This window comes from Motilibacter aurantiacus (assembly GCF_011250645.1).
Lineage (GTDB): Bacteria > Actinomycetota > Actinomycetes > Motilibacterales > Motilibacteraceae > Motilibacter_A > Motilibacter_A aurantiacus.
On sequence record NZ_JAANNO010000003.1, the window covers coordinates 14,779 to 29,622 of the forward strand.

The 14,844-nt window shown below is 74.2% G+C and carries 14 protein-coding genes; 8 read left to right on the top strand and 6 right to left on the bottom strand.

Translation table 11 applies throughout. The features are described from left to right. Positions 1 to 28: 28 nt before the first annotated feature. The 3 genes from trpD to G9H72_RS06365 all read right to left on the bottom strand — a co-directional run bounded on the left by trpD (position 29) and on the right by G9H72_RS06365 (position 2,128). Complete coding sequence (gene trpD / locus G9H72_RS06355) at positions 29 to 1,096, bottom strand: anthranilate phosphoribosyltransferase (protein WP_166169094.1); 1,068 nt, start codon at positions 1,094 to 1,096, stop codon at positions 29 to 31. Further along, a complete protein-coding gene (locus G9H72_RS06360; protein WP_166169096.1) occupies positions 1,093 to 1,542 on the bottom strand; it encodes a response regulator transcription factor in 450 nt (149 codons plus the stop codon). Before G9H72_RS06360 ends, trpD begins: the two co-directional genes overlap by 4 nt. A gap of 82 nt (positions 1,543 to 1,624) precedes the next feature. Next, positions 1,625 to 2,128, bottom strand: coding sequence for a GyrI-like domain-containing protein (locus G9H72_RS06365; protein WP_166169098.1), 504 nt, complete (start codon positions 2,126 to 2,128; stop codon positions 1,625 to 1,627). A gap of 119 nt (positions 2,129 to 2,247) precedes the next feature. Between G9H72_RS06365 and G9H72_RS06370 the strand changes: the two genes are divergently transcribed. The 3 genes from G9H72_RS06370 (at position 2,248) to G9H72_RS06380 (ending at position 4,765) form a co-directional block, all read left to right on the top strand. Then, the gene (locus G9H72_RS06370; RefSeq protein ID WP_166169100.1) at positions 2,248 to 2,922 is read left to right on the top strand and encodes a winged helix-turn-helix transcriptional regulator; all 675 of its coding nucleotides are present in this window, start codon (positions 2,248 to 2,250) and stop codon (positions 2,920 to 2,922) included. 141 nt (positions 2,923 to 3,063) lie between these two features. After that, positions 3,064 to 3,504 (top strand): YciI family protein, encoded by a 441-nt coding sequence (locus tag G9H72_RS06375; RefSeq protein WP_166169102.1) that lies wholly within the window; start codon positions 3,064 to 3,066, stop codon positions 3,502 to 3,504. Positions 3,505 to 3,508: 4 nt separating this feature from the next. Then, positions 3,509 to 4,765 carry an RNA polymerase sigma factor gene (locus tag G9H72_RS06380; protein ID WP_166169104.1) on the top strand — a complete coding sequence of 419 codons (1,257 nt, stop codon included), beginning with the start codon at positions 3,509 to 3,511 and terminating at the stop codon, positions 4,763 to 4,765. A gap of 15 nt (positions 4,766 to 4,780) precedes the next feature. Here the strand turns inward: G9H72_RS06380 and G9H72_RS06385 are convergent, their stop codons facing one another. Beyond that, complete coding sequence (locus G9H72_RS06385) at positions 4,781 to 5,731, bottom strand: EamA family transporter (RefSeq protein WP_166169106.1); 951 nt, start codon at positions 5,729 to 5,731, stop codon at positions 4,781 to 4,783. Positions 5,732 to 5,819: 88 nt separating this feature from the next. On the opposite strand from G9H72_RS06385, the gene G9H72_RS06390 reads away from it, so the two are divergent. Beyond that, complete coding sequence (locus G9H72_RS06390; RefSeq protein WP_166169108.1) at positions 5,820 to 6,755, top strand: LysR family transcriptional regulator; 936 nt, start codon at positions 5,820 to 5,822, stop codon at positions 6,753 to 6,755. Positions 6,756 to 6,818: 63 nt separating this feature from the next. Here the strand turns inward: G9H72_RS06390 and G9H72_RS21355 are convergent, their stop codons facing one another. Together G9H72_RS21355 and G9H72_RS06400 are read right to left on the bottom strand one after the other, a co-directional pair. Then, complete coding sequence (locus G9H72_RS21355; RefSeq protein WP_166169110.1) at positions 6,819 to 7,232, bottom strand: ribonuclease E inhibitor RraB; 414 nt, start codon at positions 7,230 to 7,232, stop codon at positions 6,819 to 6,821. After that, a complete protein-coding gene (locus tag G9H72_RS06400) occupies positions 7,229 to 10,240 on the bottom strand; it encodes an FAD-binding and (Fe-S)-binding domain-containing protein (RefSeq protein WP_331272043.1) in 3,012 nt (1,003 codons plus the stop codon). The genes G9H72_RS21355 and G9H72_RS06400 overlap by 4 nt, the downstream gene beginning before the upstream one ends. A 142-nt stretch (positions 10,241 to 10,382) precedes the next feature. Here G9H72_RS06400 and ctaE point away from each other — a divergent pair, with 142 nt between their 5' ends. The 4 genes from ctaE to qcrB all read left to right on the top strand — a co-directional run bounded on the left by ctaE (position 10,383) and on the right by qcrB (position 14,733). Beyond that, complete coding sequence (ctaE, locus tag G9H72_RS06405; protein WP_331272044.1) at positions 10,383 to 10,991, top strand: aa3-type cytochrome oxidase subunit III; 609 nt, start codon at positions 10,383 to 10,385, stop codon at positions 10,989 to 10,991. Between the two features lie 8 nt (positions 10,992 to 10,999). Continuing rightward, positions 11,000 to 11,869, top strand: coding sequence for a cytochrome bc1 complex diheme cytochrome c subunit (qcrC, locus tag G9H72_RS06410; protein WP_331272045.1), 870 nt, complete (start codon positions 11,000 to 11,002; stop codon positions 11,867 to 11,869). Positions 11,870 to 11,944: 75 nt separating this feature from the next. Beyond that, positions 11,945 to 13,132 (top strand): cytochrome bc1 complex Rieske iron-sulfur subunit, encoded by a 1,188-nt coding sequence (qcrA, locus tag G9H72_RS06415; RefSeq protein WP_166169114.1) that lies wholly within the window; start codon positions 11,945 to 11,947, stop codon positions 13,130 to 13,132. A 2-nt stretch (positions 13,133 to 13,134) separates the two neighbouring features. Beyond that, entirely contained in the window at positions 13,135 to 14,733 is a 1,599-nt protein-coding gene (gene qcrB, locus G9H72_RS06420) for a cytochrome bc1 complex cytochrome b subunit (protein ID WP_166169116.1), read from the top strand. Positions 14,734 to 14,844 lie beyond the last annotated feature (111 nt).

Consider the following 14,844-nt stretch of genomic DNA (forward strand, 5'->3'; position numbering starts at 1 on the left):
CCGCCTCAGCCGCAGGGCGGCGAGAGCCTCAGCTCGCCGCCCCGAGCCGCTGGCTTACCGCGGCCCACCGGTCCAGCGTGGTGCCGGCCGCCCCGGAGTCGATCGCCGCTCCGGCCCGCACGACGCCGGCCTTCAGCCGCTCCTGAAGCGGCGCCGTCGGCTCGGCCCCGACCGCGTCGAGCGCGACGAGAGCTGCAGCGGCATTGAGGACCACGGCGTCGCGCACAGGCCCCGTCTCGCCGCCGAGCACCCGCTGGGCGACCTTCGCGTTGTAGGTCGCGTCCTCGCCGCGCAGGGCCTCGGCCGGTGCCCGCGAGACGCCCAGCGCCTCCGGCGTGACCGTGCACTCCTGCACGGCGCCGCCCCGCACCTCCCACACCCGCGACGGCCCCGTGACAGTCAGCTCGTCGAGCCCGTCCTCACCGCGGAAGACGAGGGCGGACGTCCCGCGGGCGGCCAGCACCGAGGCCATGACGCCGGCCATCCGCGCGTCGGCGACGCCGACCGCCTGGGCGGCCGGCTGCGCCGGGTTGGCGAGCGGGCCGAGGAAGTTGAAGATCGTCGCCACGCCGAGCTCGCGCCGGGTGACCGAGGCGTGCCGCAGCGCCGGGTGGAAGAGCGGCGCGAAGCAGAAGGCGATGCCCGCCTCCTCGACGCAGGCGGGGATGGCCTCGGGCTTGAGGTCCACGACGACACCAAGCGCCTCGAGCAGGTCGGCCGACCCCGAGCGCGAGGAGGCGGCGCGGTTGCCGTGCTTGACGACGCGCCCGCCGGCAGCCGCCACGACGACCGCCGACATCGTCGAGATGTTGACCGTGTGGGCGCGGTCGCCGCCGGTTCCGCACGTGTCAACGGCCGCGCCCGGGACCGCCGTCCGCTGGGCGTGCGTGAGCATCGCCGAGACCAGCCCGCTGACCTCCTCGGGGGTCTCCCCCTTGGCCCGCAGCGCGACGGCGAAGCCGGCGATCTCGACCGGGGTCGCGGCGCCCTGCATCACCTGGTCCATCGCCCACGCGGTGTCGTCGGCCGACAGCGCCTCGCCGCGCAGCAGCGCGTGCAGCAGGTTCGGCCAGGTGCGGCTGGAGGCCGGGCTCATCGGGCCGCCGCGCCGGCCAGGCGCGTCCGCAGCAGCTTGGCGGCGGCGTCGGCGAGCAGCACCGGGTCCAGCGGGTGCGGCACCGCGGCGTCGGCACGCGACCAGGCGGCGAGCCAGTCGTCCTGCGGGCGGCCGGTCAGCACGAGCACGGGCGGGCAGGCGTAGATCTCGTCCTTGAGCTGGCGGCACAGGCCGAGCCCGCCGGACGGGACCGCCTCGCCGTCCAGGATCGCGAGGTCGACACCGCCGCGCCCGAGCCGCTCCAGCACCGCCGGCTGCGTGGCGCACTCGACGTACTCCAGCCGCGGCACGTCCCGTGCGGGGCGGCGGCCGAGCGCGGTGGTGACGCGGGCACGGGTGTTGCGGTCGTCGCTGTAGACGAGGACCGTCATGATCTGCTCGGGCTCACTGCCCGCGGGCGAGCTGCCCGGCTGCTGCGTCGCCATCGGTGCGGCCGGCTCCCTGCTGTCGAACGACGGACGGGTCGACGAGGCCGGACTCTACCGGCCGGGCCGGTCGTCCTCGCGGCTATCGCGCCTGCGGGGGCTGGGCGAGCCGGAGGAGCACCCGGGTGCGCCACCGGCTCGGGTCCGGCTCGCGCAGCGGGTCGGCCTCGTACGCCTCGAGCCGGCATCCCCAGGACTCCTGGCCCGGCGCGGCGTCCCGGTCCCACGCGAGCCCCTGCTCGCTCCCCCACTCGAGCGCCCGCGCGGTGGCGTCGGCCAGCCCCTCGAACGAGCCCACGTGCACCTCGGCGACGTAGCGGCCCGCCGGCAGGGCGCCGCAGGAGTACGGCGTGTCCCCCACGTCGACCGGCACGTCCACCGGCACGCCCGCCTCGACGTGGATGCGGCCGTCCTCGAAGAAGGTCAGGTAACGCAGGAACGGCGCGTCCGCAGGCTCCACCCCTTGCTCCTGCAGCCAGGAGATCAGCGGCGGCAGCTGGTCGGCGATCTCGGCGAAGGAGTCCACCCGGACCACGCGGCTCAGCCCGACGTACGCGGTCTCCACGCGATGCACGATCTCGGGCACCCGGGCCGTCCTTCCACCGTTGCCCGGGTGACCGCTCGCCCAGGATCCGGCCACAAGTCCTACCGCGCAACCGGCTGTTCGTCCACCCGTACGAGGTGGTCCTTGTACGATTAGTTCTCGTGGCAACCAGGCGGGAGTACTTCGACGGGTGCGCCGCTGCGCACGCGCTGGACCTGGTCGGTGAGCGTTGGGCGCTGCTCGTCGTGCGCGAGCTCGTGCTCGGCCCGAAGCGGTTCACCGACCTGCGCACCGGGCTCCCCCTCGCCAGTCCCAACGTCCTGTCCCAGCGCCTGCGCGACCTCGAGCAGGCCGGCATCGTGCGACGGCGGCGACTGCCTCCCCCTGCAGCGTCGGCGGTCTACGAGCTGACCGAGTGGGGCCAGGGCCTGGAGCCCGTTCTGCAGGCCCTCGGCCGCTGGGGCGTCCGGTCGCCGAGCCTGCCCGAGGTGCAGGACATCGGCCAGGACTCGTTCGTGCTGGCGCTGCGCACGATGTACGACCCAGTGGCGGCTGCGGGGCTGACCGCGACGTACGAGCTGCGGCTCGGCGACCACTCGTTCGGCGTCCGCATCACCGAGGGCGGCTTCGAGGTCGCGCCCGGCATGGCCCAGGCGCCGGGCGCCGTGCTGACCGGCACCCCCAGCGCGCTGGCGGCCGTGCTGCTCGGCTCCCGGCCGCTGGACGAGGCCGTCGCCGCCGGAGACGTATCGGTCGAGGGCGACGCCGCGCTCGCCGAGCGCCTGGCATCGGCGTTCGCGCGGCCCGAGCGCCTCCCCGCACCCGCGCTCGGCTGAGGCGGGCGCTCCCGACGCGAAGAATCCCGGACGGCCGCTGTCGAAAAGCGCTCCCCCCGCTCGTCGTGAGGTTGTAGCAACGGGACGACGACCGCGGCGGCCGCGCCGAGGGGCCCGTGCTCGGACCGGAAGGGGACGACGATGCGCTTCATGGTGATCGTGAAGGCGACCGAGGACACCGAGGCCGGCGTCCTGCCGACGACGGAGGAGCTCGCCGCGATGGGCGCGTACAACGAGGAGCTCGCCCGGGCGGGCGTGCTGCTCGCCGGCGAGGGGCTGCACCCGAGCGCGAAGGGCGCGCGGGTGGTGTTCTCCGGCGACTCGCGGACCGTGATCGACGGGCCGTTCGCCGAGTCCAAGGAGCTGATCGCGGGGTTCTGGCTCATCCAGGCCAAGTCGCTGGAGGAGGCCGTGGAGTGGGCGAAGCGCTGCCCCAGCCCCACTCGTGGGGAGTCGCAGCTGGAGGTCCGCCAGGTCTTCGAGGCCGAGGACTTCGGCGAGGAGCTCACCCCGGAGCTGCGCGCCCAGGAGGACCGTCTGCGCGAGCAGACCGGGTCGTCCGGGTCGTCCGGGTCGGCCTGACCGGATGAGCGCCGGGGCGACGAGGGCCGCGGTCGAGGCGGTGTGGCGCATCGAGTCGGCCCGCCTCGTCGCCGGCCTGGCCCGGCTCGTGCGTGACGTCGGCGTGGCCGAGGACCTCGCGCAGGACGCGCTCGTGATCGCCCTGGAGAAGTGGCCCGAGTCAGGCGTCCCGGACAACCCTGGCGCCTGGCTCATGGCCACGGCCAAGCGGCGCGGCATCGACCTGCTGCGCCGGGACGTCATGCTCGACCGCAAGCACGCGCAGATGGCTCACGCGCTGGAGCAGCAGCAGGAGCCGTCGCCGGACGAGAACGTCGACGGCGTGCAGGACGACCTGCTGCGGCTCGTCTTCACCGCCTGCCACCCGGTGCTCTCGACCGAGGCGCAGGTCGCGCTGACCCTGCGCCTGCTGGGCGGGCTGACGACGGCCGAGATCGCGCGGGCCTTCCTCGCGCCCGAGCCGACGGTCGGCCAGCGGATCTCCCGGGCGAAGCGAACGCTGACCCAGGCCAACGTGCCCTTCGAGGTGCCGAGCGGCGCCGAGCTCGCCCCACGGCTGGGCGCGGTGCTCGACGTCATCTACCTGATCTTCAACGAGGGCTACTCCGCGACGGCAGGCGAGGACTGGGTACGCCCCGGGCTGTGCGAGGACGCGCTCCGGCTCGGCCGCGTCCTCGCACAGCTGATGCCGCGCGAGCCCGAGGTGCACGGCCTCGTCGCGTTGATGGAGCTCTCGGCGTCCCGACTGCGCGCCCGGCTCGGCCCGGAGGGGCAGCCGGTGCTCCTGGCCGACCAGGACCGGTCGCGCTGGGACAGGGTCCTCGTACGCCGCGGCCTCGCCGCCCTCGAGCTGGCCGAGCGGCTGGGGGGCGCCCGCGGCCCGTACGCGCTGCAGGCCGGGATCGCGGCCTGCCACGCCCGCGCCCGCACCGCGCAGGAGACCGACTGGGAGCGGATCGTCGCCTGCTACGACGCCCTCGCCCAGCTCACCTCCTCGCCGGTCGTCGAGCTCAACCGGGCCGTCGCGGTCGGGATGGCGTACGGGCCGGCCGAGGGCCTCGCCCTCGCCGACCAGCTGCTCGATGCCCCCGCCCTGCGCAGCTATCACCTGCTGCCCGCCGTACGCGCCGACCTGCTGGCCAGGCTCGGCCGGGTCGACGAGGCACAGGAGGAGCTCGCCCGCGCCGCGTCCTTGACCCGCAACACCCGCGAGCGCGAGCTCCTGCTCGACCGCGCCCGGCGGCTGCGGCCCGGCGGGTAGCCGGCGCGCGGCGGCTCAGCCGGGCAGCGCGGGCTCGGGCGCCCGCGGCCCGTCGGCGAGGTCCGTGCGCGCGGCCGGCCCCGGCCGCGCCGACAGCGTGGACCCGACGCTCGCGGCGACGACGACGGCGATGGCCACGAGCTCGAGCGGCCCCATGTGCTGCGAGAGCAGCGCCCAGCCGGCGATCGCGGCCACGACGGGCTCGAGGCTGAGCAGCACCCCGAAGGCGCTCTTGGGCAGCGTGCGCAGGGCCGCGAACTCCAGGGAGTAGGGGATGACCGAGGCGAGCAGGCCGGTGCCGGCGGCGAGCAGCAGCACGCCCGGGTCGGCGAACGCCGATGCGGCGCCGTGGGCCCCGGCCGGGAGCAGGACGAGCGCGCCGATCGCGACCGCCACCGCGAGCCCGCTGTGGCCGGGCACAGCGGTGCCCACGCGCGCACTGGCGACGATGTAGCCGGCCCAGAAGGCGGCGGCGACCAGGGTGAACAGGACGCCCAGCGGGTCCAGGCCGCCCCCGTCGAGGCCCTCGCTGCCGGCCCACAGCAGGACGACGCCGAGGCCGGCCAGCGCCACCCAGGCCAGGTCCCGGCGCTGGTGCGTGAGGAACGCGGCCAGGGCCAGCGGGCCGAGGAACTCGATGGTCACCGCGGTCCCGAGCGGGATGCGCTCGATGGCGGCGTAGAAGAAGCCGTTCATCCCGGCCATCGACACGCCGAGCACTGCGACCGCACGCCACTGGCGGGCCGTCCAGGAGCGCGCGCGCGGCCGCACGACCACGAGCATCATGACCGCGGCCAGGCCGAGCCGGAGCAGGGTCGCCCCCGTGCTCCCCGTCGTGGCGAACAGCTTCGACGCGAGGGCCGCCCCGAGCTGCAGCGACGAGCAGGAGGCGAGCACGAGCAGCACCGCCGGGCCGTTCCCACCGAGGCGGAGGGGGGACGGCAGCGAGCGCGGCGAGGTCTTCACGGGTGCACTGTCGTCGCGGACGAAGCTCCAGTCCAGCGTATTGTTCTGAGCGATACCGTTCGGACTTGCTTACGAATCGGGGCCGCCGGTGCTCGACGTCCAGCGGCTCCGGCTGCTCCGCGAGCTGGAGCGGCGCGGCACGCTGGCCGAGGTCGCGCGGGCGCTGGCGTACAGCCCCTCGGCCATCTCCCAACAGCTCGCGCAGCTCGAGGCCGAGGCCGGCGTCCGCCTGCTCGAACGGGTCGGGCGGGGCGTCCGCCTCACCGAGCAGGCCCGCGTCCTCACCCGCCATGCCGACGCGATCCTCGAGCGGCTCGAGCTCGCCGAGGCCGACCTTGCCGCGTCGCTGCACGAGGTCACGGGCACGCTGCGGGTCGCGTCCTTCCAGACCGTCCTGCTCGCGCTCGTCCCGGCGACGCTCACGCGGCTGGCCGCGCTGCACCCGAAGCTGCGCGTCGAGATCAGCCAGCGCGAGGCCGAGCCCGCCTTCGCCGGGCTGCTCGCGCACGACTTCGACGTCGTCCTCGGTGAGGAGTACCCCGGGCTGCCGGAGCCGCTGCGCGCGGGCGTTCACGAGGAGGACCTGGCGGTCGACGAGGTTCGCCTCGCCCTCCCGCCGACCGGCCCGCTCAGCACCGCGGCCGCCCTCGCCGACGTCGCGGGGGCCCCGTGGGTGCTCGACCCGGCCACGGCCCCACCCGGGCAGTGGGTGCGCACGCTCTGCCGCAGCGCGGGCTTCGAGCCGGACGTCCGCTTCGACAGCCTGGACCTGCTGCTCCACGTCCACCTCGTCGAGACCGGCCACGCGGTCGCGGTCCTGCCGGACCTGCTCTGGGCCGAGCGCGAGCGGCGCGTCCGCCTCGTGGAGCTGCCGGGCCGGCCGCACCGCCGGCTCTTCACCGGCGCCCGGAGCGGGAGCGCGGGCCACCCGGCCGTACGCGCCTTCCGCACCGCCCTGCGCGAGGCGCTGCAGGCGGCCCGGCCGGCCGTCCCCGCCGCCGTCCAGGGCGGCACGCCGTCCTGAGGCCGAGCGCGCCCAGCCCGTGGGCGGCCGGCCGAGCAGCAGCGCGTGACCTCCGGCAGGCGCTCAGGGCTGCGGCGCGGCTGCTGCGCCGTCGGGGCCGCAGACGTCCCAGCCCGCGACGTCCCCGCCGAGCCGCTGGGCCAGCCCGGCCATCCGGCTGCGCTCGCGCGACAGGACCAGCCCGGAGGGCACCTCGACCCGGCTGGCTCGGGCGCGCCAGCCGGCGCCGTCGCGCTCGGCGGCGAGGGCGTACCCCTCCTCGGCGACCAGCCGCCGCGCCTGCTCGACGGCCTCCGGCGCCGGGAGCGTCAGGTGGTGGCGCACGAGGAGCGGGGCGCCGTCCGCCAGCCCGAGCTCGGCCAGCACCGCGGAGTCCGAGCGGGCCGGGTCGGCGCTGCCGCCGAGCACGGGCAGCGAGCCGTCGTCGGCGTACGCGGGAAGCGGCGCGGCGCGGCGGCGCCGCCAGGGGAGCCTCACCGGGACAGCCTCCTCGCGACGGCGTAGCCGGCCGTCAGCAGCCCCCCGATCGCGACGGCGTCGACGGCCGCGCCGGCACGCCACGACGGCCGCCCGGGCGGCACGGGCGGCACTCCACGGAGCGCCGCGGCGAGCAGCTCCGCGGCATGCAGGGGGCGGGCGGCGACGTCGGACTGCTCGACCTGGGCCCGGCAGCTGAACCCGTCGGCCAGCACCGCCGCGTCCGCCTCGAGCGCGCGCAGCCGCGGGAGCAGCGCGTGCTCCGCCACGGCCTGCGAGACCTCGTAGTGCCCGGCGGTGAACCCGAAGTCACCGGCGAGGCCGCAGCAGCCGGCGTCGAGCACCTCGACCCGCGCGCCCGCCCGGCGCAGCAGTTCCGCGTCGGCGTCGTACCCCATGACCGCGTACTGGTGGCAGTGGCGCTGCACCACGGCGGGCCGGTCGATGGGTGAAGCGGGGCGCCAGCCCGGCGCCCGCTGCGCGAACAGCTCCCCCAGCGTGACGGTGGCCTGCCGGAGCCGCTCGACGTCCGGGTCACCGGGGAGCAGCCCGCGCGCGTCGGCCCGGAGGACCGCGGTGCAGCTGGGCTCGAGGCCGACGACCGGTCGTCCGGCGTCGAGGTGGGGGCGGAGGGCGTCGACCGTACGCCGCAGCACCCGCTTCGCGACGTCGAGCTGGCCGGTGGTCACCCAGGTCAGGCCGCAGCACAGCGCCTGCTGGGGCAGGACGACCCGGAAGCCCGCGTCCTCGAGCACCTCGACCGCGGCGCGGCCCACCCCCGGGGAGAGCGCGTCGGTGAAGGTGTCCGGCCAGAGGAGGACCTCACCGCGCCGGCCGTCCCCGCGCGGCCCGCGCCCGGCGTACCACGCGGTGAAGCGCTCATCGACGACCAAGGGCAATGACCGCTGCTGCGCGATTCCGGCAACCAGCTTCACCACGCGCGACGAGAAGGGCGCTGACCCGACGGCGTTCACCAGCCGCGGCGCGCGGGTCGCGCCCCGCAGCCAGAGCGGGAGCCAGCCCATCGCGTAGTGCGCGCGGGGCCGCAGCCGGCCGGCGTAGTGATGGGCCAGGAACTCGGCCTTGTAGGTGGCCATGTCGACGTTGACCGGGCAGTCGGTCTTGCAGCCCTTGCAGGACAGGCAGAGGTCGAGCGCCTCGAGGACGTCCCGGGACCGCCAGCCGTCCTCCCGCACGGTCCCGTCGTCGCGCATCAGCTCGAAGAGCAGCCGCGCCCGTCCGCGGGTCGAGTGCTGCTCCTCCCCCGTCACGCGGTAGCTCGGGCACATGACGCCGCCGACGTGCGAACGGCACTTCCCCACTCCGACGCACCGCGCGGCAGCGCCCACCACGGTGCCGCCGTCGTGCGGATAGCCGAAGCGGGCATCCGAGGAAGGGGGGCTCAACGGGGCCAGCAGCCGGAGGTCCGCGTCGAGCCGGTTCGGTGCCACCACCTTTCCGGGGTTCATCCGGTCCAGCGGGTCGAAGACCGCCTTCAGCTCCTCGAACGCGCGCACGAGCTCCGGGCCGAACATGCGCCCGAGCAGCTCGCCCCGGGCCTGACCGTCGCCGTGCTCGCCCGACAGCGACCCGCCGTATCCCGTCACGAGGTCCGCGGCCTGCTCCAGGAAACGCCGGAAGGCGCGCACCCCCGGCTCCGAGCGCAGGTCGAACGGGATGCGGGCATGCACGCACCCGTGGCCGAAGTGGCCGTACAGCGAGTGCTGGGCGTAGCCGGAGGCGTCGAGCAGCGCCTTGAGGTCGCGCAGGTAGTCAGCGAGCCGCTCCGGCGCGACCGCCGAGTCCTCCCACCCGGGATGGGTGTCGGGCCGCCCCGGGACGTGAGCGGTCGCCCCCAGCCCGGACTCGCGGATCTGCCAGAGCTGGCCCTGCAGCGCCGGCTCGGACAGGACGACCGAGGGCGTGCCGGGCAGCTGCGCCGCCAGCGCCTCCGCCCGGGTGACCGCCGACTCGCGGCTGTCCCCGGTGAACTGCGCCAAGAGGTAGGCCCCGCCGGGCGGGAGAGCCCCGAGGACGTCCGGCGCCAGCTGCTTCTCGCGCTGGAGCTCGATGAGCTCCGCGTCGAACCCCTCGAGGGCGATCGGGTGGTGCTCGTTGATCGGCGGCACCGCGCGGGCGGCCTCCACGAGGCCGGGGTAGGCGAGCACGGTGAGCGCCGTGGCCGCCGGCAGCGGCACGAGCGCCAGCTCGGCGCTGAGCACGGTCACCAGCGTGCCCTCGCTGCCCACGAGCAGCCGGGCCCAGTCGACCTCGTCGGCGCTGTCGACACGGTCGCCACCCGTGCCGTCCCCCGCACGCGGGAGCAGGGCGTCCAGGCTGTAGCCGGAGACCCGCCGCGGGATGTCGGGGAAGCGCGCCCGGATCCGCTCCGCGTGCCGGCGGCCGAGCTCGCGCAGGGCCGCCCGCAGCTGCTCCGATGCCTCCGGCGCGCCGTCGACGCCCGCCCAGAAGCGCTCCCCGGCGTACGTCAGCACCTCCAGCCGCCGCACGTTGTCGGCCGTGCGGCCGTACCCCTGGGCCGTCGCGCCGCAGGCGTCGTTGCCGATCATCCCGCCGAGGGTGCAGTTGGCGTGGGTCGCGGGCTTGGGGCCGAACTGCAGGCCGTACGGCGCCAGCCGCCGGTTCAGCTCGTCCAGCACGATCCCCGGCTCCACCACGCAGGTCCGCGCCGACACGTCCACCGAGAGCATCCGGTTGCAGTGCTTGCTCCAGTCCAGGACGACGGCGACGTTGCACGCCTGCCCGGCCAGGCTCGTCCCGCCGCCCCGCGAGAGCACGGGGGCGCCGAGCTCGCGGCAGACCGCCACGGCCTCCACCGCTGCCTCGACGCTGCGCGGCACGACCACGCCCAGCGGCACCTGGCGGTAGTTCGACGCGTCGGTGGAGTAGGCGCCGCGGCTACCCGGGTCGAAGCGGACCTCGCCGTCGACCCGCCGTTCGAGCTCGGACCGCAGCACCCGGAGGTCGACGTAGGGCAGGGGCGGCACGTCGGCATCCTGCCCAACGTGCGCCCCGGGCGGGGAGGCAGGACGCCTCGCCCCGCCCTCGGCACCGTCTGCGACGGCGAGTGTGCGGCGCGCCACGGTGCCCCGCCGCGCCACGCGGACGGCCAAGTGGCACGATGTCCGCGTGGCTACGGCAGCAGCGGTGGAGACAACGGTCGCCCATGCTCCGGCGAACCGGCCGAACATGGTCTCAGTGGGGACCATCGTCTGGCTCTCGTCGGAGCTGATGTTCTTCTCGGCGCTCTTCGCCATCTACTTCACGCTCCGCTCGGTGACCGGGCAGGAGTTCTGGGACAGCCGCAACGAGCTGCTCAACGTCCCGTTCTCGACGACGAACACCACCGTCCTGGTCCTGTCCTCGGTGACGTGCCAGATGGGCGTGTTCGCGGCCGAGCGCGGCGACGTGAAGCGGCTCCGGCAGTGGTTCGTGCTCACGTTCGTCATGGGGGCGTTCTTCATCGGCGGGCAGGCCTACGAGTACGCGGAGCTGTTCCGCGAGGGGCTCACGCTCGCCTCGGACCCCTACGGCTCGATCTTCTACCTGTCCACCGGCTTCCACGGCCTGCACGTGACCGGTGGCCTCTTCGCCTTCCTGCTCGTCCTCGGGCGCACCTACGTCGCGAGGCGCTTCACCCACGAGCAGGCCACCAGCGCCATCGTCGTGTCCTACTACTGGCACTTCGTGGACGTCGTCTGGATCGGCCTGTTCGCGACGATCTACCTGCTCAAGTGAGAGGCGACGTGAGCGACTCCAACCTGCGCCCCGAGGACTCCTCCGACCGTCCCGCGGGCGGTCCCGCCGCCGGGGACGGCGAGCCGGCCACGGCTGCTGCCACGCCGGCCCGCCGTCCGCTGCGTCGGCGGCCGCTGGGGGCGTCGCTCCTCCTGCTGCTCGCGCTCGGCCTCTTCGGCGCGGTCTACTCGCTGTTCGCGCCGGCCAACGCCGACGTGGACAACCCGGGCAACGTCCAGGCGGGCCGCGAGCTCTTCCTGGCCAACTGCTCGTCCTGCCACGGCCTCCAGGGCCAGGGCACGACGGCTGGGCCGACCCTCGTCGGCGTCGGCGCGGCCTCGGTCGAGTTCCAGGTGGGCACCGGCCGCATGCCGATGGCCCAGCCGGGCGCCCAGGCGCCGCGCGACTACGTCCGCTTCAGCGACGACGAGATCGCCGACATGGCGGCGTACGTCGCGACGCTCGGCCCCGGTCCGGCGATCCCCTCGGACGAGGAGCTCGACTACTCCGAGGCCGACGTCACGCGGGGTGGCGACATCTTCCGCACCAACTGCACCATGTGCCACAACTACGCCGGCTCCGGCGGCGCGCTGACCGAGGGCAAGTACGCGCCGTCGGTGAACCAGACCTCCCCGCGCCACATCTGGGAGGCCATGCTCACCGGCCCGCAGAACATGCCCGTGTTCTCGGACACCCAGCTCACTCCGGACATGAAGCGCGACATCATCGCGTACATCAAGGCCAGCTCGGACCACCCCAGCCCCGGCCTCACCGGCCTCGGCGCGCTCGGCCCCTCCGCCGAGGGCCTCTTCGGCTGGGTCGTCGGCCTCGGCCTGCTCCTCGCCTGTGCCGTGTGGCTGACGCAGAAGGCGAAGTAGCACCGCCATGGCCCCCACCGCACGCACCGCTCGGGATTCGGCGCGCAAGCCCCGGACGCAGGAGACGCAACACGCATGAGCACGCACGACGACGTCCCCGGCTCGCCGGAGCACGAGAGCGGCGGGTCCGTCCGCGGGCGGCACGCCGCTCCCCAGTCCAACACGGCCCCCGGCGGCGGCACCTCCCCGGTCGCGCCGGGTGAGGGCGGCTCGCTGCCGGTCGCACCCGGCCCGCACGCCTCGGCGAACCGGTTCCAGGACCCGGGCCTGCCCGCGCACGTCCACCGGTCCACCGACACCGACCCGAAGGCCGCTCGGCGCGCCGAGCGGCAGATCAGCCTGCTCTTCGCGACCTCGCTGGTCGGCACCGCGGTCTTCATCGTCGGCTACTTCGCCTTCGGCCTGCCCAGCGGTGACAACTACCGCTGGTCGACGATGACGCTCGGCCTCGGCATGTTCCTGGCGCTGTTCCCCATCGGCGCCGGCATGATCCAGTGGGCCAAGGCGCTCATGCCCGACGAGGAGTCGGTGGAGAAGCGCAAGCCGGTCCGCTCGACCGACGAGGACCGCGAGGAGACCGCGCGGATCTTCAAGGACGCGGGCGAGGAGACCGGCTTCGGCCGGCGCAAGATGCTCTGGGGCAGCATGCTCGCCGCCATGGGCGGCTCGAGCCTGCTCGCCGTCGTGCCGCTCAAGGACCTCTGGCTGCGCAACCGCAGCACCGACCCGTGGGTGCAGCTGAGCCACACCGCGTGGCACGAGGGCGCCCGGCTCGTGCTCGACCCCACCGGTGAGCCGATCCGCCCCGAGGACATCCCCGTCGGCGGTGTCGTGCACGTCCTGCCCGAGACCCCCGAGCGCTCGGAGTCGAGCGAGGACGTCGAGGAGGTCGCCGACACCGAGCACGACGGGCTGACGCTCAACGACAAGGCCAAGGCCGCCGTCATCGTCATGCGGCTTGCCCCCGAGGACGTCGAGCCGAACCCGGAGCGCGAGGGCTGGGACTACCAGGGCATCTACGCGTACTCCAAGATCTGCACCCACGTGGGCTGCCCGGTCGGCCTCTACGAGCAGCAGACCCACCACCTGCTCTGCCCGTGCCACCAGTCGACGTTCGACGCCTCGCGCCACTGCGCGGTCATCTTCGGCCCGGCGGCCCGCCCGCTGCCTCAACTCGCGATCACCGTGGATGCGGACGGATACTTGGTGGCAAAGGGCGACTTCGCTGAACCGGTCGGCCCGAGCTTCTGGGAACGGGGCTAGACATGTCGATGATGGGCAACGCGGCCGGCGGCGCCGGCCGCTACCTCGACGACCGCCTTGGGCTGGCCAAGGTCGTCCGCAAGAACATCCGCAAGGTGTTCCCGGACCACTGGTCGTTCATGCTGGGCGAGATCACGCTCTACAGCTTCATCATCCTGCTGCTGAGCGGTACCTTCCTCACCCTCTTCTTCGACCCCTCGATGACCGAGACGGTCTACAACGGGGCCTACGGCCCGCTGCGCGGCGAGGAGATGTCCCGGGCGTACGCCTCCGCCCTGGAGATCTCCTTCGAGGTCCGCGGCGGCCTGATCATGCGCCACATCCACCACTGGGCCGCGCTGATCTTCATCGCGGGCATGGTGGTGCACGCCTTCCGCACCTTCTTCACCGGCGCGTTCCGCAAGCCGCGTGAGCTCAACTGGCTGCTCGGCGTGGCCCTGCTCGTCCTCGGCCTGCTCGAGGGCTTCATGGGCTACTCGCTCCCGGACGACCTGCTCTCCGGCACCGGCCTGCGCATCGCCGAGGGCGTCATCCTCTCGATCCCCGTGGTCGGCAGCTACATCCTGATGTTCTTCTTCGGCGGGGAGTTCCCCGGCGTCGACCTCATCCCCCGGATGTACGTCGTCCACATCCTGCTCGTGCCCGGCGCGATCCTGGCGCTCATCGCCGCTCACGTCGGCCTGGTGACCTACCACAAGCACACGCAGTACCCGGGTGCCGGCCGGACCGAGAAGAACGTCGTCGGCTACCCGCTGCTGCCGGTCTACGCGGCCAAGGCGGGCGGCTTCTTCTTCGTGGTCTTCGGTGTCATCGCCGGCCTCGCGGCCGTCGCGCCGATCAACCCGATCTGGCAGTACGGCCCCTACGACCCGAGTGAGGTCACGGCGGGCTCCCAGCCCGACTGGTACATCGGCTTCCTCGAGGGATCGCTGCGCCTGATGCCCAACTGGGAGATCGAGTTCTGGGGCAACACGCTCTCGCTGAACGTCCTGATCCCGTCGCTCGTCGTCCCCGGGATCATGTTCACGGTCTTCGCGCTCTACCCGTTCCTCGAAGCCTGGGTGACCGGCGACAAGCGCGAGCACCACATCCTCGACCGGCCGCGCAACCAGCCGGTGCGCACGGGCCTCGGCGTCATGTTCATCACCAGCTACACGATCCTGTGGATCGCGGGCGGCAACGACATCATCGCCGTGATCTTCGGCCTGTCGATCAACTCGATCACCTGGTTCATGCGCATCGCGTTCTTCGTCCTGCCGCCGCTGGCCTTCTGGGTCACGAAGCGGGCCTGCCTCGGCCTGCAGCACCGTGACAAGGAGAAGGTGCTGCACGGCCGCGAGACCGGCATCCTCATGCAACTGCCGCACGGCGAGTTCGTCGAGGTGCACGAGCCGATCACGCCCGAGGAGCGCTGGCGGCTCACCTCCCAGGAGGTCCAGCGCCCGGTGCTCCCCGCCGGCGCCGACGGCAACGGCGTGGCCCCGCGCGGCGCCCTGGCCGGCAAGCTCCGCAGCAAGGTCTCCCGGTGGTACTTCGAGGACCGCGTCGAGCCCGCCACCCCGGCCGACGTCCACGAGCTGGAGTCCAGCGGCCACCACTGACGGGCTCCTTTCCCCGGCTCCTGCGAAGGGCGGGTATGCGGCGCCAGCCGCGTACCCGCCCTTCGTGCGTGTCCGGCGCGTAGTGCCGCGTCGACTCCCGGCGTGCCCGGC